The sequence below is a fragment of the Streptomyces chattanoogensis genome (assembly GCF_001294335.1).
Lineage (GTDB): Bacteria > Actinomycetota > Actinomycetes > Streptomycetales > Streptomycetaceae > Streptomyces > Streptomyces chattanoogensis.
On record NZ_LGKG01000174.1, the window covers coordinates 121,864 to 139,699 of the forward strand.

A 17,836-nucleotide genomic window follows, 5' to 3' on the forward strand; every position below is an offset into this window, starting at 1 on the left:
GAGGACGGAAAACGGTGCGGCGTTACGACTGGCTGAAGGAGATCCGGCGGCTCGATCCGGAACGCGACTTCCTGCGGATCTACCGCATCACCGCGACCCTCGAATTCCCCTGGGACATCACCAGAGCCCTGGAATTGGCGCTCTACCGCACCTATGCCGTGCCCAGTATCGGCCGACTCCTCGCCGAAACCGCGGAACTGACGGACCGTACGCAAAAGCGCTACGACGACACCGCGCTCCTCCTGGATGCCGTCCTGGAGCACGGCTTCGACGGCGCGGACGGGCGGACCGCGATCCGCCGGATCAATCAGATGCACCGCAGCTACGACATCAGCAACGAGGACATGCGATATGTCCTGTGCACCTTCGTGGTGGTGCCCAAACGCTGGATCGACCGCTACGGCTGGCGCCGCCTGAGCACGCACGAGACGCACGCCATAGCGGCCTACTACCGGACCCTCGGACGCCATATGGGCATCACCGAAATCCCCGAGACCTTCGAGGACTTCGAGCGCTGTCTGGACGCCTACGAGGACGCGCACTTCGGCTGGGACGAGGGCGCCCGGCGGGTCTCGGACGCCACTCTGGACCTGATGGCGGGCTGGTACGGCCCGCTCGCACCGGTGGTGCGCGGCGCGAGCATGGCGCTCCTGGACGACCCGCTGCTGGACGCCTTCCGCTACGAGCGGCCCGGACCGGCCGTCCGGACGGCGGTCCGCGGTGCCCTGAAGCTGCGCGCCAAGGCCGTACGGCTGCTCCCGCCCCGCCGGAAGCCGCACTACGCCCGCCAGAACCCCGAGATCAAGGGCTACCCCAACGGCTTCCGGGTCGCCGACCTCGGCACCTTTCCCGCCGCCCGCCGGGCGGGCGGCTGCCCGGTCCCGCATACCGACGAGCAGCCGCCCCGGTGAGCCGGGTGGCCCGTCACCCCTGGCGCACCGCCAGCGCCAGATAGCGGGGGTCCTCGTCCACGTACCGGATGAGATCCCAGCCGCTGCCGGCCAGGACGGGGCGCAGATGGGGCTCCGCCCTCAGGTCGTCCGGGGTGATCCGACGGCCCTGGCGCGCGGCGAGCGCCGCCCGGCCGATGGGATGGAAGAGGGCCAGGCGGCCACCGGGGCGTACGGTCCTGGCCAGTTCGGCGAGGCCGTCCGCCAGGTCCGTGAGGTGGGAGATGAGCCCGGCGGCGAAGACGGCGTCCAGCGCGCCGTCGGGCAGCGGAAGCCGGGTGACATCGGCGAGCAGCAGCCCCGCGTAGCGGTCCCGCCCGGCCCGTTCGGCCTCCCGCAGCATCTCCGGGGTGAGATCGACGCCCAGGACCGTCCCGCGCGGCCCCACGGCCGCCCGCAGCGCGGGAAGGGCGCGTCCCGTGCCGCAGCCGGCGTCCAGGACCCGGTCGCCTTCCTGGAGGCCGAGCGCGGCCACGCCCCAGGTGAAGGCGGGGCCGTCACCGGGGAACTTGGTGTCCCAGTCGGCGGCGCGCGGCCCGAAGAAGGCGCGGACGTCGTGCGGCCGGTCGGCGTGGTGGTCGGTCATCGGTCTCCTTCAGGGGCGGAACGCTCGGGTCCGGCGGCGGCACGGCCGGCCAGGGGGGCGGTGACGGCGTACAGGACGCCCGCGACGATCAAGGCCACCACGACGCCGAGGTTCATGGCGCCCAGGGTGCCGTGCGCGGCGCGGTCGCTGAGCAGAAAGCCCACGGCCTTGGCGATGTGGGGGTCGGCGGAGGTGATCAGGCCCAGTCCGACGGCGGTGGCGAGGGCGAGCGAGAGCACCGCGGGCCAGCCCATGGGCCGTACGGAGGCGAGAGCGAAGCCCGTCCGGCGGCGGCGCCACTGCTCCACCAGGAAAACCGCGGTCCAGCCGGCCATCGCCACACCGATGATGGACAAGAAGGCCTGGAACGTGGCGAAGAAGCTGGGCGAGACGAACAGGACGTACCAGCCGCCGACGGCCATCAGGACCCCGTCCACCAGGACCGCGAAGTGCCTCCGGACCGGCACGCCCAGGGCCAGCATCGACATGCCCGAGCTGTAGATGTCCATGATCGCCCCGGAGGCGAAGCCCCCGATGGCGGTGAGCAGATACGGGACCAGGAACCAGGTCGGCAGTTCCGCGGCGAGGGCGCCCACCGGGTCGGCGGCCGCGGCCTGCGCCAGCTCGGGGTCACCGGCATTCAGCAGCACCCCGAAGACCAGCAGCACCACCGGGGCCAGCACCCCGCCGAGCGTCGTCCAGCCGGTGATGGCCCGGCCGCTGCTCGTGCGCGGCAGGTAACGGCTGTAGTCGGCAGCGCAGTTGACCCAGCCCAGGCCCAGCAGCGTCATCGCGAACACGATGCCGCCGATGAACGTACCGAGGTCGCCCGGCCTGCCACCGCCCAGCGCGGACGGATCGATGCGGTCGGCCATCAGCACCATGTAGACCACGGTCATCGCGGTGATCGCCGCGGTCAGATACTTCTGCACCTTCATGATCAGCGCGTGTCCGAAGATCCCGACGACCACCACCGACACCGCCGTCACGCCAAAGCACAGCGCCTGTGCCGCCGTGGTGGGCGTCGTCCCGTCGGCCCGTGCGAAGGCACCGGGCGAGACCCTGGCCAGGATGGCGGCGCCGCCCAGGGAGGAGAGCGCGACCAGTACCGTTTCCCAACCGACGTTCGAGACATAGCTGAACAGGGTGGGCAGCTTGTTGCCCTGGAGGCCGAAGGAGACCCGGCCGATGGCCATCGTGGGCGCGCCGGTGCGCGCCCCGGCTATGGAGATCAGGCCGACCAGGACGAAGGACAGCACATAGCCGATGGTCCCGGTGGCGATTGCCTGCCAGGGGCCGAGTCCGAGGCCCATGAGGTAGATCCCGTAGGCGATGCACAGCAGGGACAGCCCCGATGCGGCCCAGGGCCAGAACAGGGACCGGGGCGTGCCGTGCCGTTCGGACTCGGGCACCGGATCGATGCCGTTGCGTTCGACGGTACGTGCCGAGGCGTGTGCACCGGGGCGCGTCCCGCCCCGCTCCCGTTCCTGCTGCTGCGTCATGCGCCCATGATCCCCCAGAGCGGCGTGGAACCGGGTCGCCGAGAACTCACGCAGTTTCGTTGAAATGGAAGGTAATCGCGAGCGGTCGGAGGTACGGTCCTCGCTACGGATTTCCGGACGGCACTCTGCCGCCGGGGGCTCCTTTCGCCGAGCCCTGCGTCCGCCCCCCCCACGACGTGTGCTACCCGCATCCTGGAGGAGACGTCCGATGAACGCTGCACAAGGGGCCCAGGAGGGCGCGCGCCCGGGCCCCGGCTCCGAGTTGGGCCTGAAGATCCTGGTCGCGGGAGGCTTCGGAGCGGGCAAGACAACCCTGGTGGGATCGGTCAGCGAGATCCGTCCGCTGCGCACCGAGGAACGGCTCAGCGAAGCCGGCGAAGGGGTGGACGACACCCGGGGCGTGGCCGGCAAGCACACCACAACGGTGGCCATGGACTTCGGCCGCATCACCATCAGGCAGGGCCTGTCCCTGTTCCTCTTCGGCACCCCGGGGCAGGACCGCTTCTGGTTTCTGTGGGACGACCTGTCGGACGGCGCGCTGGGCGCCGTGGTCCTGGCCGACACCCGGCGGCTGGCGGACTGCTTCCCCGCGGTGGACTACTTCGAGCGCCGCGCCATACCGTTCCTGGTCGCCGTCAACTGCTTTGCGCAGGCGCGGTCCTACGGCGCGGACGAGGTCGCCCGCGCCCTCGACCTGGACCGCGGCACCCCGGTGGTCCTCTGCGACGCACGGGACCGCGACTCGGGGAAGGAGGTGCTGATCCGCCTGGTCGAGCATGCCGGGCGGCGGCACACCGCCCGGCAGCTGAATGCGGTGGGGTAGCCGGGGCGGCGGGCCGCCGGCCGGCCGCGCCGGTCAGTCCGCGAGGTCCGCGAAGGCAATGGCCTTGTCGATCCGTACCCGTACCACCAGCTCGCCCGGCACGCCGTTCCGGGCGCCGAATTCCTCCGCGCGGTCCTCACCCATGTAGCGGGCCGCGATCCGGGTCGCCCAGTGCCGCACATCGGCCAGATCCTCGCTGATTTCCGCCGATCCCTGCACGACCACGAAGGAGAACGGCGGCCGCTCGTCGTCCACACACAGCGCGACTCTGTTGTCGCGGGCGAGATTGCGGCCCTTGACCGTCTCCTTCCCGGTGTTGAACACCAGCTCATCGCCGTCCATGAGGAACCACACCGGTGCGATGTGCGGGCCGCCGTCGGCCCGTACGGTCGACAGCTTGCCGGTGCGGGTGCCCTCGGAAAGGAACTTCCGCCACTGATCCCTGGTCATCTTCTGTGCCATGCCGACATCCTCCCGCCCGGCGCGACAGCGCACGCAGTGGCACGCCGGGCCGGGGACCCGCTTGCCCAGACGCCCTGGGTGGGACAGGCTGGCACGGCAGTCGCGCACTGACTGCGCACTGCCGTCCGGTCAAGGAAGCGGACGGGGATACGGGGAGGAAGCGGCATGGCACTGAGCAGCGGACTCGACTGGCTGCTGGACGATCTGACCAAGCGGGTGGAGAAAGTACGGCACGCGATGGTGCTCTCCAACGACGGTCTGGTGACCGGAGCGAGCCAGGCACTGGAAAAAGCCGACGCCGAACATCTGGCGGCGGTGGCCTCCGGCCTGCACAGCCTCGCGAAGGGCTCCGGGCTGCACTTCCGGGCCGGGCGGGTGCGCCAGACGATGGTCGAGTTCGACGACGGGATGCTGTTCGTGACGGCGGCGGGGGACGGCAGCTGTCTGTGTGTGCTGGCCGGAGCCGACGCCGACATGGGGCAGATCGCCTACGAAATGACGCTGTTGGTCAATCGGGTGGGCGAGCACCTGGGCGTCGCGGCCCGCCAGCCGGAGAGTTATCCACAGCCTTGAGGCGGGGCTTGACCCACTGTCACAGCACGCGGCTACAGTCGTGACTGTCAGTAATTGATGCGTCGTGGTGACCGACGTACCCGATGCATCCGACGGAAACGACTGTGTTGCGGGGGAAGCGACATGACAGTGATGTGTGACGGGCAGCAGACCTACACCGTGGGGCGAGCCGCCCAGGAACTCGAGCTGAGGACCGGCGAGTTCGAGCTCGCCACCCAGCTCGGCGAAGTACGGACGATCCCGGCCGGGGCGGACTGCCGGCCGGGGGCCGCCGGACCGTCCGGGCCGCGCCGGGTCCCGGCCGAGGAGATCGCCCGGCTGCAGGCGGAGCCCGGCTTCCCGGAGGCGCTCCGCGAGCGCATCCGTACGGTCGGCACGAACGAAGCGGCCGAGCTCTTGCGCATCGGCCCCGCACGCTTCCTGCGCCTGACCCGGGCCGGCTGCTTCGGCCCGGTCAGGTTCTATGTGAACCGCTTCGGCGCGGTGGTCTGGCTCTATCTCGCCGCCGAAATCGCCGAATTCGCCGACCGGGAAACGGAATTGCTGCAGGGCGACACCCCCGCCGCGATGCGGGTGATGCTCGACGGCGGGCAGGACTGGCGGCCACGGCAGTGGCGCGCCCGGCGGGTGGCGCAGCTCATGGGGCAGACGGACGACCCGTGGGAGTCGGCGGCGGTGATCGCCGCCGTGCTGCCACCGGAGGAAACGGCCTCGGTGGTCGAGGAGCCGAGGGAGCGGTCCCTGCTCCGCAGCCTCAGGCCCGACTTCACGTCCGTGATCACGGCGACGGCCGCCGCCCGGAAATCCCTTCAACGGGTGCTGACGGCGGAGGAGTTCGACGAGGTGATGTGGTACCGCGTCAATCTCTCCCGGACCCTCGAAACCGCCCGCAAGGAAGACCCCGGACGGTCACGGACCTCGACGGCACCGCCTACCGCCTCCCCGGGCAATCAGCCGCCGAGCTTCCGGAACAGCCCCTCCTGCACGACCGAGACCAGCAGCCTGCCCTCCCGGTCGTAGATCCGGCCGCGGGCCAGGCCCCGGCCGCCGGTGGCGATCGGCGACTCCTGGTCGTAGAGGAACCACTCGTCCGCGCGGAACGGGCGGTGGAACCACATCGCATGGTCGAGCGAGGCCATGTCGAAGCCCCGAGGCCCCCACAGCGGCTCGACCGGGATGCGGACGGCGTCCAGCAGCGTCATATCGCTGGCGTAGGTCAGCGCGCAGGTGTGCACCAGCGGGTCGTCACCCAACGGCCCCACCGCACGCATCCACACCGCGCTGCGCGGCTCCGCATTCTCGATCTCGTCCGGCGTCCAGCGCAGCCGGTCGACATACCGGATGTCGAACGGCTGCCGGCGCGCCATCCGCTCCAGCGCCTCGGGCAGAGCGCCCAGACGGTCGCGGATCTCGTCCGCGACCTTGGGCAGCTCTTCCGGTCCGGGCACCGCCCGGCGCATCGGCAACTGATGATCGAAGCCGGGTTCCGGCTGATGGAAGGAGGCGGTCAGATTGAAGATCGTGCGTCCCTGCTGGACGGCGACGACCCGGCGGGTGGTGAAGGAGCGCCCGTCGCGGACCCGCTCGACCTGGTACACGATCGGCACACCGGGCCGGCCCGGCCGCAGGAAGTACGCATGCAGCGAGTGGACCGGGCGGTCGCCTTCGGTGGTCCGCCCGGCCGCCACCAGCGCCTGGCCGGCGACCTGCCCGCCGAAGACCCGCTGGAGGCTTTCCTGCGGACTGCGGCCACGGAAAATGTTCACCTCGATCTGCTCGAGATCGAGCAGATCCACCAGCTTCTCGGCGGGATTGGTCATGACCGGTGGCCCTCCGTCGCATCCCTCGACGGCCTCGGTCGAAGCCGTCCGTTCACAGCTGACCCACATCGGTGACGCGCACCACCGCACGCCCCTCCTCGTCGGAGGCTGCCAGATCCACCTCCGCGGAGATGCCCCAGTCGTGATCACCGTTCGGGTCGGCGAAAGTCTGCCGCACCTTCCACAGCCCGTGCGCGGCATCCTCCTGAATCTGCAGCAGCTTCGGGCCGCGCGCATCCGGACCGGTGCCCAGGTCATCGTATTCGTCCCAGTAGGCGTCCATCGCCTCGCCCCAGGCATCCGCGTCCCAGCCCGAGTCGGCATCCATCTCGCCGAGCTCCTCGACCTTGTCCAGCGCCGCCAGCTCCACCCGCCGGAACATCGCATTGCGCACCAGCACCCGGAAGGCGCGGACGTTGGTGGTGACGGGCTTGACCTCGTCCGCGTGCTCCATGGCCTCCTCGGCCGTCTCCTCCTCGGGGTTGGCGAGCTGCTCCCACTCGTCCAGGAGGCTGGAGTCGACCTGGCGGACCATCTCGCCGAGCCAGGCGATGATGTCCTGGAAGTCCTCGGACTTCAGATCGTCGGGCACGGTGTGGTCCAGGGCCTTGTACGCGCTCGCAAGGTAGCGCAGCACGATGCCCTCGGTCCGGGCCAGCTCGTAGAAGGAGACGAACTCGCTGAAGGTCATGGCGCGTTCGTACATATCGCGGATGACCGACTTCGGCGACAGCGGATGGTCGCCGACCCACGGGTGGCTCCTGCGGTACAGGCCATAGGCGTGCGAGAGCAGCTCGTCCAGCGGCTTGGGGTACTCGACGTCCATGAGCCGCTCCATGCGGTCCTCGTACTCGACGCCGTCGGCCTTCATCTGGGCGACCGCCTCGCCCCGGGCCTTGTTCTGCTGCGCGGCCAGGATCTGCCGCGGGTCGTCCAGGGTGGACTCCACGACCGAGACCATGTCCAGCGCGTACGACGGGGACTCGGGGTCGAGCAGATCGAAGGCGGCCAGCGCGAAGGTGGACAGCGGCTGGTTGAGCGCGAAGTCCTGCTGGAGGTCGACGGTCAGCCGGACGATCCGGCCCTCCGCGTCCGGTTCCGCCAGCCGTTCCACGATCCCGCCGTCGACCAGCGACCGGTAGATCGCGATGGCGCGGCGGATGTGACGCAGCTGGTTCCGGCGCGGCTCGTGGTTGTCCTCGAGCAGCTGCCGCATCGCCTCGAAGGCATTGCCCGGCCGTGCGATCACGGACAGCAGCATCGCGTGGGTGACTCGGAAACGGCTGGTCAGCGGCTCGGGATCGGAGGCGATGAGCTTCTCGAAGGTGTTCTCGCCCCAGTTGACGAAGCCCTCCGGAGCCTTCTTGCGGACGACCTTGCGGCGCTTCTTCGGGTCGTCACCGGCCTTGGCGAGGGCCTTCTCGTTCTCGATGACATGCTCGGGAGCCTGCGCGACGACAAAGCCCGCCGTGTCGAACCCGGCCCGGCCCGCGCGCCCCGCGATCTGGTGGAACTCCCGCGCCCGGAGCGTCCGTACCCGACTGCCGTCGTACTTGGTCAGCGCGGTGAACAGCACGGTACGGATCGGCACGTTCACCCCGACGCCGAGCGTGTCCGTCCCGCAGATCACCTTCAGCAGCCCCGCCTGGGCGAGCTTCTCCACCAGCCGCCGGTATTTCGGCAGCATGCCGGCGTGATGGACGCCGATGCCGTGGCGCACATACCGCGAGAGGTTCTGGCCGAACTTGGTGGTGAAGCGGAAATTGCCGATCAGTTTGGCGATCTCGTCCTTCTCGGCCCGCGTACACATATTGATGCTCATCAGCGCCTGCGCCCGCTCCACGGCGGCGGCCTGCGTGAAATGCACGATGTAGACGGGGGACTGGCGGGTCTCCAGCAGCTCGGTCAGCGTCTCCGTCATCGGGGTGGCGCGGTATTCGTACGACAGTGGTACGGGCCGGGTCGCGGACCGCACCACCGACGTGGGCCGGCCGGTGCGCCGGGTCAGGTCCTCCTCGAACCGGGACATGTCGCCGAGCGTCGCCGACATCAGGATGAACTGCGCCTGCGGCAGCTCCAGCAGCGGAATCTGCCAGGCCCAGCCGCGGTCCGCCTCGGCATAGAAGTGGAATTCGTCCATCACGACCTGGCCGATGTCGGCGTGCTTGCCGTCGCGCAGCGCGATGGAGGCGAGCACCTCGGCGGTGCAGCAGATGACCGGCGCATCGGAGTTGACCGACGCGTCGCCGGTCAGCATCCCGACGTTCTCGGTGCCGAACAGCTTGCACAGATCGAAGAACTTCTCCGACACCAGGGCCTTGATCGGCGCGGTGTAGAAGGTGACCTGGTCGTTGGCGAGAGCGGTGAAGTGCGCGCCGGCCGCCACCAGGCTCTTCCCGGAGCCGGTGGGGGTGGACAGGACGACGTTCGCGCCCGAGACCACTTCGATCAGCGCCTCCTCCTGGGCAGGGTAGAGCGCGATGCCCTGCTGCTCGGCCCAGCTCGAAAAGGCTTCGAAGAGGGCATCGGGGTCGGCGTCGTTCGGCAGATGATCGATGAGGGTCACGCCCCCATACTGCCTGGCTCCGGCCCGGATCAGGGAACCGGCCGCGGATATGAAGATCATGTGATCTTCCGCGCGGCCTCCTGGAGGGGCGCGCTGCCGGGGCGCAGGGCAGAGCCGTGGCGGTTACGTTGGAATTGCGGGGAAAACAGCCGGCAGGGGAGTGAATTCCATGGGTATGCGTATAACGATCGACATTTTCTCCGGGCGTCCGCGGCGTATGCGTATGCGCCGTGCCGTTCGCGAGGTCTGCCGCGGATTCGCCGGACTGGGAATCCGCGGGGTGCGAGTGGACTTCCACTGCGGGAGGCCGTTCACCGGAGCGCGCAGGTGACGTCCGGGGGGTGTCATGGCCATCGAGCGGTCCGTCTACGGCGGGCGGATGCCCGCCGGAGCCGGTGATCTGGCGGTCGAACGGCACGGTATCCAGCCCGTCCCGGAAAGTAATCGCTATGGGAAACCCCGGCGGCTTTTCACGGTGTGGTTCGCGCCCAATCTCACCATGAGCGGTGTTTTCGCCGGCACCGTGGGTATTTCCCTCGGACTGGATTTCTGGACCGCATTCACGGCAATGATGCTCGGGACCCTCGCCGGCGCGCTCCCGGCCGCCTATCTGTGCACCTGGGGCAGCCGGACGGGCACCGGACAGCTGCCGCTCTCGCGGCTGGCCTTCGGCAGCGGTGTGACGCTGCCCGGCGTGACGCAGTGGCTCTCCTCCATCGCCTGGGACGCGCTCATCGGGCTCTTCGGCGGCGAGGCGCTGGCCGAGCTGCTGGGGTGGCCGCCGACCGCGTCGGGGCGTTCGTCCTGACCAGCACCATTTCGCTGAGTCTGGCGATCTCGTGGGCGCCATACGCCTCCGACTTCAGCCGCTATCTGCCCCGGACGACCTCCCGGCTCCGGATGTTCTGGTTCGCCCTGCTCGGCATGGTGCTCTCCTACGCGTGGGTCCAGACGCTGGGGCTGTGGGGCGCCAAGCTGTTCACCGACCGGACCGCCGCCGGGGTTCACGGCCTCCTCGGCGGCGGCGCGCTCGGCGCCTTCGGGCTGCTGGCCATCGCGGCCGCGGCCGTGTGCAGCAACGCCATGAACGACTACAGCGGCTCCCTGGCCCTCCAGGCTGCCGGTGTGCGGATACCGCGGCCCCTCGCCGCCGGCACCGCCGCCGGGCTCGGATTTCTGCTGGTGCTGTGGATGCATGCGGCGGACACCACGGCGCGCTTTGAGAATGTGCTGCTGTTCGTGGGCTATTGGATACCCGGCTTCGTCGGCGTGGTGATCGTCGACGCATGGCTGCGAGCCAGGGCCAGAAAGGGCGCGCCGATCGATATCGCGGCCGAGTTCGCCCGTCCTCAGCCGTGGTGGCCCGCGGTGGCCGCCTTCGTGGCCGCGTTCGCCGCCGCCGTGCCGTTCATGAACACGTCCCTTTTCGTCGGACCGATAGCGACCGCGCTGCACGGCGCCGATCTCGCGTACTACGTCGCCTTCGTGGTCGCCGTGGCCGTCTATGCGCCCCTGCGGCTGTGGGCGGGGAGACGGGCGGCCGTGGCGCCGGAGGCGTCCGGGACCGCGACGGCATAGCGAGCCGCGGCGATGGACCGTTCGGAGGGGATACCGGCCGGCGTGGGCCCGGGGGCAGCCGCCGAGGGTAAGGGTGAGGCGTCCCATGCCGCCCTCGCCAAGGAGTCGCGCCCGTGCTTCGTCTCTCCAGCGATCCGCTGTTCCAGTCGTTCGCCGAGCGGGCGCTTGCCCTGAGCACCCGTGGGGGAGCGGAGTACGGCGAATGCGAGAAGACCATGGGCCGGATCCTTCCCGGAGACGTCGCCGGGTGGCACCGGGAGTGGACGGCCACCGCCGCCACGGTGGAGTCCTGGGCACGGCAGAGCGACGAGCGGGGGCACCGGGTGAGCGCGCGCGAGGCGTATCTGCGGGCGGCCACCTACTACCGCGTCTCCTACCTCCCGCTGTTCGGGGCGCCGGTCGACCCCCGGCTGGCCGGGGCGTTCGACCACGAGACCCGCTGCTTCGACCGGTTCGCCGATCTGGCGGCGCACCCGATGCGGCCCCTGGAGATCCCCTTCGACGGCGGCAGTCTGCCCGGCTATCTGTGCGCACCGGAGGACGGCGGCACGCCCCGGCCGGCGCTCATCGGCGTCAACGGCTACGACTCCAACCTCCACGAGATGTACTGGTCGCACGCCGTGCCCGCGCTGCGCCGCGGCTATGCCTGCCTCCTCGTCGACGGTCCCGGCCAGGGCAGAGCCCTGATCAAGGACGGCCGGACGCTGCGCCCGGACTGGGAGACCGTGCTGCGCCCCGTCGTCGACCACGCCCTGATGCTGCCGGAGATCGACCCCGCGCGCATCGCCGTCATGGGCTGGAGCTTCGGCGGCTGTCTGGCGCCGCGCGGGGTGAGCGGCGAGCCCCGGGTCGCCGCGCTGATCGCCGACCCGGGACAGTGGGACCCGTCCTCGTTCAGCAGGCAGTTGCCGCTGCCGGACGACCTCAAGGAGCGGCTGCCCGAGGTGGATCCCGCCGAGCTGGATCCGTATCTCGCCGGGATCGCGGATGACCCGACCCTGAAATGGAAGCTGGTCCAGCGTGCGTTGTGGGTGCACGGACTGGACTCGCTGGGTGAGTACGTGGTGGAGCTGAGCCGTTACCGGCTCGCGGACGCGGTGGCCTCGATCGCCTGCCCCACCCTGGTCGCCGCCGCCGAGAACGATCCGACATCGGCGCAGGCCCAGGAGCTGTACGACGCACTGCAATGCCCCAAGGAGCTGGTCCGCTTCACGGCTGACGAGGGATCGGCCGGGCACTGCGAGAGCTGGAACCGCTCGCGGTTCGACCAGCGGGTCTTCGACTGGCTCGACGAGGTGCTGGAGTCCCCTGGCCGCACCCGCGCGACCTGCGGAGATCATCTGACGCTACGCTGAGTCGCCGGACCGGCCAGGCGTCACCGGCACGGCGGCCGAAGCGCCGTCAGATCCGTGAGAGCAGACAACACAAGGGTGGGGGAACGACCATGATGGGACCGGCGCATTCGCTGTCCGGGGCCGCGGCCTGGCTGGGGGTGGGCGCGGCGGCCGATGCCGCCGGGCATCCGATGCCGTGGCCGGTGCTGGTCTGCGGAGCTCTGATCTGTGCCGGTGCGGCACTCGCCCCCGACCTTGACCACAAGTCCGCCACCATCTCCCGGGCCTTCGGCCCGCTCTCGCGGATGGTGTGCGAGGTGGTCGACGCCCTGTCGCACGCCGTCTACAAGGCCACCAAGATGCGCGGTGACTCGAACCGCAACGGCGGGCACCGCACGCTCACCCACACCTGGGTGTGGGCCGTACTGGTCGGCGGCGGAATGTCGCTGCTGGCGATGCAGGGCGGCCGCTGGGCGGTCCTCGGGATTCTCTTCGTCCACATGGTCCTTGCCATCGAGGGCCTGCTGTGGCGGGCGGCACGGGTCTCCAGCGACGTACTGGTGTGGCTGCTGGGCGCCGCCTCGGCCTGGATCCTGGGCGGCATTCTCGACCAGCCGGGCAACGGCGCGAACTGGCTGTTCACCGGACCGGGCCAGGAATACCTCTGGCTGGGTCTGCCCATCGTGCTCGGCGCGCTGGTCCATGACATCGGCGACGCACTGACCGTCTCCGGCTGTCCCGTCCTGTGGCCCATACCGATCGGCCGCAAGCGCTGGTATCCGGTCGGCCCGCCCAAGGGCATGCGCTTCAAGGCGGGCAGCTGGGTGGAGCTCAAGGTGCTGATGCCGGTCTTCATGGTGCTGGGCGGCCTCGGTGGCCTGGGGGCACTCGGCTACATCTGACCACCCTGCACCTGAGCAGCTGTCACAACCGGCCGGCACACGCCCGGCCGGCGCGCGCCGCGGTCCGAGGACCGCGGCGCGCCCGTACCACCAGGGCCAGAACCGTCACCCGTGCCACGACCGCCACAGCGCCGCATACGCCCCCTCCGCGGCGACCAGCTCATGGTGACTGCCCAGCTCGCTGATCCGGCCCTCCTCCACGACCGCGATCACGTCCGCGTCATGCGCCGTGTGCAGCCGGTGCGCAATGGCCACCACCGTACGGCCGTCCAGCACCTTGCCCAGCGAGCGTTCCAGACGGCGGGCCGCCCGGGGATCCAGCAGGGAGGTCGCCTCGTCCAGCACCAGCGTGTGCGGATCGGCGAGCACGAGGCGGGCCAGCGCGATCTGCTGGGCCTGCGCCGGGGTGAGCGGGTGACCGCCCGAGCCGACCTCGGTGTCCAGGCCCTTCTCCAGCGCACCCGCCCAGTCATCGGCGTCCACCGCACCCAGCGCCGCCCACAGTTCGGCATCGGCCGCGTGCGGACTGGCAAGCAGCAGATTGTCGCGGAGCGAGCCGACGAAGACATGGTGTTCCTGGTTGACCAGGGCCACATGCGCGCGGACCCGTTCGGCCAGCATCGCGGACAGTTCGGCGCCGCCCAGGGTCACGGTGCCGGTACGGGGCCCGTAGATCCCGGCCAGCAGCCGGCCCAGCGTCGACTTGCCCGCGCCGGACGGACCGACCAGGGCCAGCCTGCTGCCGGGGCGGATGCGCAGCGAGACCTCGTGCAGGACATCCACGTCCGGGTGGTAGCCGAAGCGCACCGCGTCGGCACACACGTCCCGGCCGTCCGGCGACACCTTCTCGTCCCCGGCCTCCGGCTCGATCTCCCGTACGCCCACCAGCCGTGCAATGGACACCTGCGCCACCTGCAGCTCGTCGTACCACCGCAGGACCATGCCGATCGGCTCGATCATCATCTGGGCCAGCAGCGCACCCGTCGTCAGCTGACCGGGCGTCATCCGGCCCGCCATCACGAACGCTCCGCCGACCAGCAGCACCGAGCCGAGAAGCAGCACATGCGTCACATTGATGACGGGGAAGAGCACCGACCGCAGGAACAGCGTGTACCGCTCCCACTGCGTCCACTCGCGGATCCGCCGCTCCGACTGTGCGATACGGCGCGGGCCCAGCCGGTGCGCCTCGATGGTGCGCCCCGCGTCCACGGTCTCGGCCAGCGCGGCGGAGACGGCGGCGTATCCGGCGGCCTCGGAACGATAGGCGCTCGGTGCACGTTGGAAGTACCAGCGGCAGCCGACGATCAGAAGGGGGAGCGCGATGAGGACGGCCAGCGCGAGCGGCGGCGCGGTCACGGTCAGCCCGCCGGTCAGCAGCGCGATCCACACCACGCCGATGGCCAGCTGCGGTACGGCCTCGCGCATGGCCTCCGACAGCCGGTCGATGTCCGTGGTGATACGGGACAGCAGGTCGCCGGTCCCGGCCCGCTCCAGAACGCCCGGCGGCAGCGCCACGGACCGTACGAGAAAGTCCTCGCGCAGATCGGCCAGCATCTGCTCGCCGAGCATCGCGCCACGCAGCCGCACCATCCGCACGAACACCGTCTGTACGGCCAGTGCGAGGGCGAACAGCCCGATGGTGCGCTCCAGTTGGATATCCCGGTTGCCCGCGGAGAGGTCCTCGACCAGACCGCCGAGCAGATAGGGGCCGGCCATCGAGGCGATGACCGCAGCGGCGTTGACACCGACCAGGAGGGCGAAGGGGCGCCGGTGACGGCGGATCAGGCCGCCGACGTAGCCGCGCACGGTCGCCGGGGAGCCGACGGGCAGGGTCGTGGTGGTCTGCGGGGCGTCCGGGTCGTGCTCCGGTGGCGCCAGGCCGATCATGCGGTCTCCTCGAGCTGCGTGGGGGTCGGGGCGTCCGGGGCGAGTGCCGGCCGGCCGGGGGTGTCGTCGGATGCGCGGGTGACGACGGCGCGATAGGCGGGATGGGTGCCCAGCAGTTCGCGATGGGTCCCCGCGGCGGCGACCTTGCCGGAGGGGACGAAGACCACCTGGTCGGCGCGGTCCAGCAGCAGGGGGCTGGAGGTGAGCACCACCGTCGTACGGCCGGTCCGGATCTTCCGGAGGCCGTCGGCGATACGGGCTTCGGTGTGGGAGTCGACGGCGCTGGTCGGCTCGTCCAGCACCAGGACGGTGGGGTCGGCGACCAGCGACCTGGCCAGGGCGAGGCGCTGCCGCTGGCCGCCGGACAGCGACCGGCCGCGCTCGGTGATCCGGGAGCGCATCGGATCGCCGGAGTCGTCGACGGACGCCTGCGCCAGCGCGGTCAGCACATCGCCGCACTGCGCCGCGGCCAGCGCCTGCGCCCTGTCCACCCTGTCCTGCCTGTCCACCCTGTTCGCCCTGTCCACCGGCCCGGAAGCCGGTACGTCGAGGAGCTCGGCGAGGGTGCCGGAGAGCAGGACGGGGTCCTTGTCCTGGACGAGGACGGCGCCGCGGGCGGCGTCGCGCGGGAGATCGTCCAGCGGGGTGCCGCCGAGGAGGACGGACGGCAGGGGCTCCGTACCGTCGTCCGGTTCCGGGGGATGCCCGCCGAGGCGTTCGGCGAGCCGGCCCGCGGCGTCCGGGTCGCCGCAGACCACGGCGGTCAGCCGGCCGGCCGTGGCGGTCAGTCCGCTGACCGGATCGTGGAGATCGCCGTCGGGCGTGCCCTGGACGGCGGTCCTGCCCCCGGCCGGCCGGGTCAGCGCCAGCACCCGTGCCGCGCGCTTCGCCGACGGCCTGGAGAAGGAGTACGCCATCGCGATCTCCTCGAAATGGCGAAGCGGGTAGAGCAGGAAGACGACCGCGCTGTAGACCGTCACGAGCTCACCGACGGCGATCCGGCCGTCGACGGCGAGCCGCACGCCGTACCAGACCACCGCGATCAGCAGCAGGCCGGGCAGCACGACCTGGACGGCCGAGATCAGGGACCACATACGGGCGCTGCGCACCGCAGCCCTGCGCACCTCCTGGGAGGCGCTGCGGTAGCGGCCGAGGAAGAGTTCCTCGCCCCCGATACCGCGCAGCACGCGCAGTCCGGCCACGGTGTCGGAGGCCAGCTCGGTGGCCTTGCCCGCCATCTCCCGCTGGGCGTCCGCGCGCCGGGCGGCGGGCGGCAGCAGAGGCAGTACGGCCAGTGCCAGGACGGGGACGCCCAGGGCCACCACCATGCCGAGGGCGGGCTGATAGACCACCAGCGCCACACACACTCCGACCGAGGTCAGCGCCGCCGCGCCGAACCGGGAGACCGCCTCGACGAACCAGCCGATCTTCTCCAGGTCACCGGTGCTGACGGCGACGATCTCGCCGGCCGCCACCCGCCGGGTCATGGCCGAGCCGAGCTCGGTCGTCTTGCGGGCGAGCAGCTGCTGCACCCGGGCGACGGAGGTGATCCAGTTGGTGACCGCCGAGCGGTGCAGCATGACGTCGCCGAGGGAGACCAGTACCCCCAGGAAGGCCATGAGGCCGCCGGACAGCGCCAGTTGGCCGCCGTCGCGGTCCACCACGGCCTGGACGGCGACGCCCACCGGCAGCGGGAACGAGGCCACCGCGCCGGTGTGCACCACCCCCCACAGGAGGGCCTTGGCCTGCCCGCCGAGCTGCTGTCTGTAGAGCCAGAGAAGAAATCTGCCGCCCGTACGGGCGTCCGGAACGCCGGGGTCGGGATGGGGTAGGTCGCGAAGGTGCATGATGTCCAAGGCGTGTCGTGGGCGGGCGTCCGGCCGGCCGGCGGGAAGGGTGCAGCGCGCGGGAACGCGTGGGGGAGAGGCCGTCACGGGCATGCGGAGCGGAAGACTGGAAGGTTGGCGCGGCGGGCGGCCCGATTTCAAACGGTTTTCTGCGGCCGACGCGGATATCGGGCCAATCGTGTGGGACCCGTGCGCGACGGGCGGGTGCTGGAGGCTCGTCGGCCTTCCGGTGCGACGATGTGCCCATGCGGATTACGGGCGGTGTGATGCGGACGGCGGCGGTGGCCGCGGCCGGACTGGTGCTTCTGGCGGGCTGTGGAGGCGGCGCGAAGGACGGGGACGGCAAGAACGACGGCGCGGGCAAGAAGGAGCGCCCCGGCGGTCCGGCGCGCGGCCCGTCGGTCACCACCCACCTCCAGCACATCCCCGAGGTCGGCAGCGCCCTGGAGTCGCGGATCCCGGCCGACTCACAGCAGGTCGTAGCGGTCTACGGCAAGGGCATGGACTCCGCCGAATCCACCGTCGTGCTCTACGAAAAAGGCGCCAAGGGCTGGGACCGCAAGGCCACTTGGGCCGCGCACAACGGCCGTAACGGCTGGACGCTCAACCACCGCGAGGGCGACAAGCGCAGCCCGGTCGGTGTGTTCACGCTGACCGACGCGGGCGGCGTCCTCGACGATCCGGGCGCCCGGCTGCCGTACACGCACTCCGAGGAATTCACCCCGCCCCCCTACTGGGACAAGGACACCCGGCACGACTTCGACTATGTCGTCGCCATCAACTACAACCGCGTCAAGGGCACCTCCCCGCTGGACCCGACGCGCCCTCAGGGCCAGGCCAAGGGTGGCGGAATCTGGCTGCACCTGGACCACGGCAGCGGGACCTCCGGCTGCGTCAGCGTCCCCAAGGCCGGGATGGCCGCGCTGCTGCGCACGCTGGACCCGGAGCGGCACCCCGTTGTGGTGATGGGGGACAAGGCACACCTCTCGGCCTGACCGGGCGGCCA

Annotated in this window: 14 protein-coding genes and 1 pseudogene; 8 read left to right on the forward strand and 7 right to left on the reverse strand. The window is 70.8% G+C overall.

Annotation, left to right across the window (positions count from 1 at the left end; genetic code table 11):
* Positions 1-14: 14 nt before the first annotated feature.
* Positions 15-911, forward strand: coding sequence for an oxygenase MpaB family protein (locus tag ADL29_RS33315; protein ID WP_211274433.1), 897 nt, complete (start codon positions 15-17; stop codon positions 909-911).
* Positions 912-924: 13 nt separating this feature from the next.
* Here the strand turns inward: ADL29_RS33315 and ADL29_RS33320 are convergent, their stop codons facing one another.
* Both ADL29_RS33320 and ADL29_RS33325 read right to left on the reverse strand, forming a co-directional pair.
* The gene (locus tag ADL29_RS33320; RefSeq protein WP_053927267.1) at positions 925-1,536 is read right to left on the reverse strand and encodes a class I SAM-dependent methyltransferase; all 612 of its coding nucleotides are present in this window, start codon (positions 1,534-1,536) and stop codon (positions 925-927) included.
* Positions 1,533-3,038: a purine-cytosine permease family protein gene (locus tag ADL29_RS33325; RefSeq protein WP_053927268.1), complete on the reverse strand. Its 1,506-nt coding sequence runs from the start codon at positions 3,036-3,038 to the stop codon at positions 1,533-1,535. Before ADL29_RS33325 ends, ADL29_RS33320 begins: the two co-directional genes overlap by 4 nt.
* 208 nt (positions 3,039-3,246) lie before the next feature.
* On the opposite strand from ADL29_RS33325, the gene ADL29_RS33330 reads away from it, so the two are divergent.
* On the forward strand, positions 3,247-3,861 hold the full coding sequence (locus ADL29_RS33330; RefSeq protein ID WP_053927269.1) for a GTP-binding protein: 615 nt from the start codon (positions 3,247-3,249) through the stop codon (positions 3,859-3,861).
* A gap of 33 nt (positions 3,862-3,894) precedes the next feature.
* Here the strand turns inward: ADL29_RS33330 and ADL29_RS33335 are convergent, their stop codons facing one another.
* Positions 3,895-4,323 carry a PPOX class F420-dependent oxidoreductase gene (locus ADL29_RS33335; protein WP_053927270.1) on the reverse strand — a complete coding sequence of 143 codons (429 nt, stop codon included), beginning with the start codon at positions 4,321-4,323 and terminating at the stop codon, positions 3,895-3,897.
* A 165-nt stretch (positions 4,324-4,488) separates the two neighbouring features.
* Between ADL29_RS33335 and ADL29_RS33340 the strand changes: the two genes are divergently transcribed.
* Both ADL29_RS33340 and ADL29_RS33345 read left to right on the forward strand, forming a co-directional pair.
* Positions 4,489-4,896, forward strand: coding sequence for a roadblock/LC7 domain-containing protein (locus ADL29_RS33340; protein ID WP_053927271.1), 408 nt, complete (start codon positions 4,489-4,491; stop codon positions 4,894-4,896).
* A gap of 123 nt (positions 4,897-5,019) precedes the next feature.
* Entirely contained in the window at positions 5,020-5,916 is an 897-nt protein-coding gene (locus ADL29_RS33345; protein ID WP_157878639.1) for a DUF6397 family protein, read from the forward strand.
* Here the strand turns inward: ADL29_RS33345 and ADL29_RS33350 are convergent.
* Together ADL29_RS33350 and ADL29_RS33355 are read right to left on the reverse strand one after the other, a co-directional pair.
* A complete protein-coding gene (locus ADL29_RS33350; RefSeq protein WP_046924723.1) occupies positions 5,847-6,716 on the reverse strand; it encodes an acyl-CoA thioesterase in 870 nt (289 codons plus the stop codon). The two genes, ADL29_RS33345 and ADL29_RS33350, sit on opposite strands and share 70 nt — an antisense overlap.
* 52 nt (positions 6,717-6,768) lie before the next feature.
* A complete protein-coding gene (locus tag ADL29_RS33355) occupies positions 6,769-9,282 on the reverse strand; it encodes a DEAD/DEAH box helicase (protein ID WP_046930488.1) in 2,514 nt (837 codons plus the stop codon).
* 379 nt (positions 9,283-9,661) lie between these two features.
* Here ADL29_RS33355 and ADL29_RS33360 point away from each other — a divergent pair.
* The 3 genes and pseudogenes from ADL29_RS33360 (at position 9,662) to ADL29_RS33370 (ending at position 13,096) form a co-directional block, all read left to right on the forward strand.
* Positions 9,662-10,860 (forward strand): annotated as a pseudogene (locus tag ADL29_RS33360) (purine-cytosine permease family protein).
* A 113-nt stretch (positions 10,861-10,973) separates the two neighbouring features.
* Complete coding sequence (locus ADL29_RS33365; protein ID WP_053927273.1) at positions 10,974-12,215, forward strand: alpha/beta hydrolase family protein; 1,242 nt, start codon at positions 10,974-10,976, stop codon at positions 12,213-12,215.
* 89 nt (positions 12,216-12,304) lie between these two features.
* Positions 12,305-13,096, forward strand: coding sequence for a metal-dependent hydrolase (locus tag ADL29_RS33370; RefSeq protein WP_046924721.1), 792 nt, complete (start codon positions 12,305-12,307; stop codon positions 13,094-13,096).
* 105 nt (positions 13,097-13,201) lie between these two features.
* Here ADL29_RS33370 and ADL29_RS33375 read toward each other — a convergent pair whose 3' ends face one another.
* Complete coding sequence (locus ADL29_RS33375) at positions 13,202-14,983, reverse strand: ABC transporter ATP-binding protein (protein WP_053927274.1); 1,782 nt, start codon at positions 14,981-14,983, stop codon at positions 13,202-13,204.
* Positions 14,980-16,830, reverse strand: coding sequence for an ABC transporter transmembrane domain-containing protein (locus tag ADL29_RS33380; RefSeq protein ID WP_053927310.1), 1,851 nt, complete (start codon positions 16,828-16,830; stop codon positions 14,980-14,982). The genes ADL29_RS33375 and ADL29_RS33380 overlap by 4 nt, the downstream gene beginning before the upstream one ends.
* A 245-nt stretch (positions 16,831-17,075) precedes the next feature.
* Here ADL29_RS33380 and ADL29_RS33385 point away from each other — a divergent pair, with 245 nt between their 5' ends.
* Complete coding sequence (locus ADL29_RS33385) at positions 17,076-17,825, forward strand: L,D-transpeptidase family protein (RefSeq protein ID WP_053927275.1); 750 nt, start codon at positions 17,076-17,078, stop codon at positions 17,823-17,825.
* Positions 17,826-17,836 lie beyond the last annotated feature (11 nt).

Bases quoted from the DNA above. Each gene is read 5' to 3' on its own strand.
- ADL29_RS33385 (WP_053927275.1), top strand. From the start codon at position 17,076: ATGCGGATTACGGGCGGTGTGATGCGGACGGCGGCGGTGGCCGCGGCC.
- ADL29_RS33325 (WP_053927268.1), bottom strand. From the start codon at position 3,038: ATGACGCAGCAGCAGGAACGGGAGCGGGGCGGGACGCGCCCCGGTGCA.
- ADL29_RS33350 (WP_046924723.1), bottom strand. From the start codon at position 6,716: ATGACCAATCCCGCCGAGAAGCTGGTGGATCTGCTCGATCTCGAGCAG.
- ADL29_RS33335 (WP_053927270.1), bottom strand. From the start codon at position 4,323: ATGGCACAGAAGATGACCAGGGATCAGTGGCGGAAGTTCCTTTCCGAG.
- ADL29_RS33340 (WP_053927271.1), top strand. From the start codon at position 4,489: ATGGCACTGAGCAGCGGACTCGACTGGCTGCTGGACGATCTGACCAAG.
- ADL29_RS33330 (WP_053927269.1), top strand. From the start codon at position 3,247: ATGAACGCTGCACAAGGGGCCCAGGAGGGCGCGCGCCCGGGCCCCGGC.
- ADL29_RS33370 (WP_046924721.1), top strand. From the start codon at position 12,305: ATGATGGGACCGGCGCATTCGCTGTCCGGGGCCGCGGCCTGGCTGGGG.
- ADL29_RS33380 (WP_053927310.1), bottom strand. From the start codon at position 16,830: ATGCACCTTCGCGACCTACCCCATCCCGACCCCGGCGTTCCGGACGCC.
- ADL29_RS33345 (WP_157878639.1), top strand. From the start codon at position 5,020: ATGACAGTGATGTGTGACGGGCAGCAGACCTACACCGTGGGGCGAGCC.
- ADL29_RS33375 (WP_053927274.1), bottom strand. From the start codon at position 14,983: ATGATCGGCCTGGCGCCACCGGAGCACGACCCGGACGCCCCGCAGACC.
- ADL29_RS33320 (WP_053927267.1), bottom strand. From the start codon at position 1,536: ATGACCGACCACCACGCCGACCGGCCGCACGACGTCCGCGCCTTCTTC.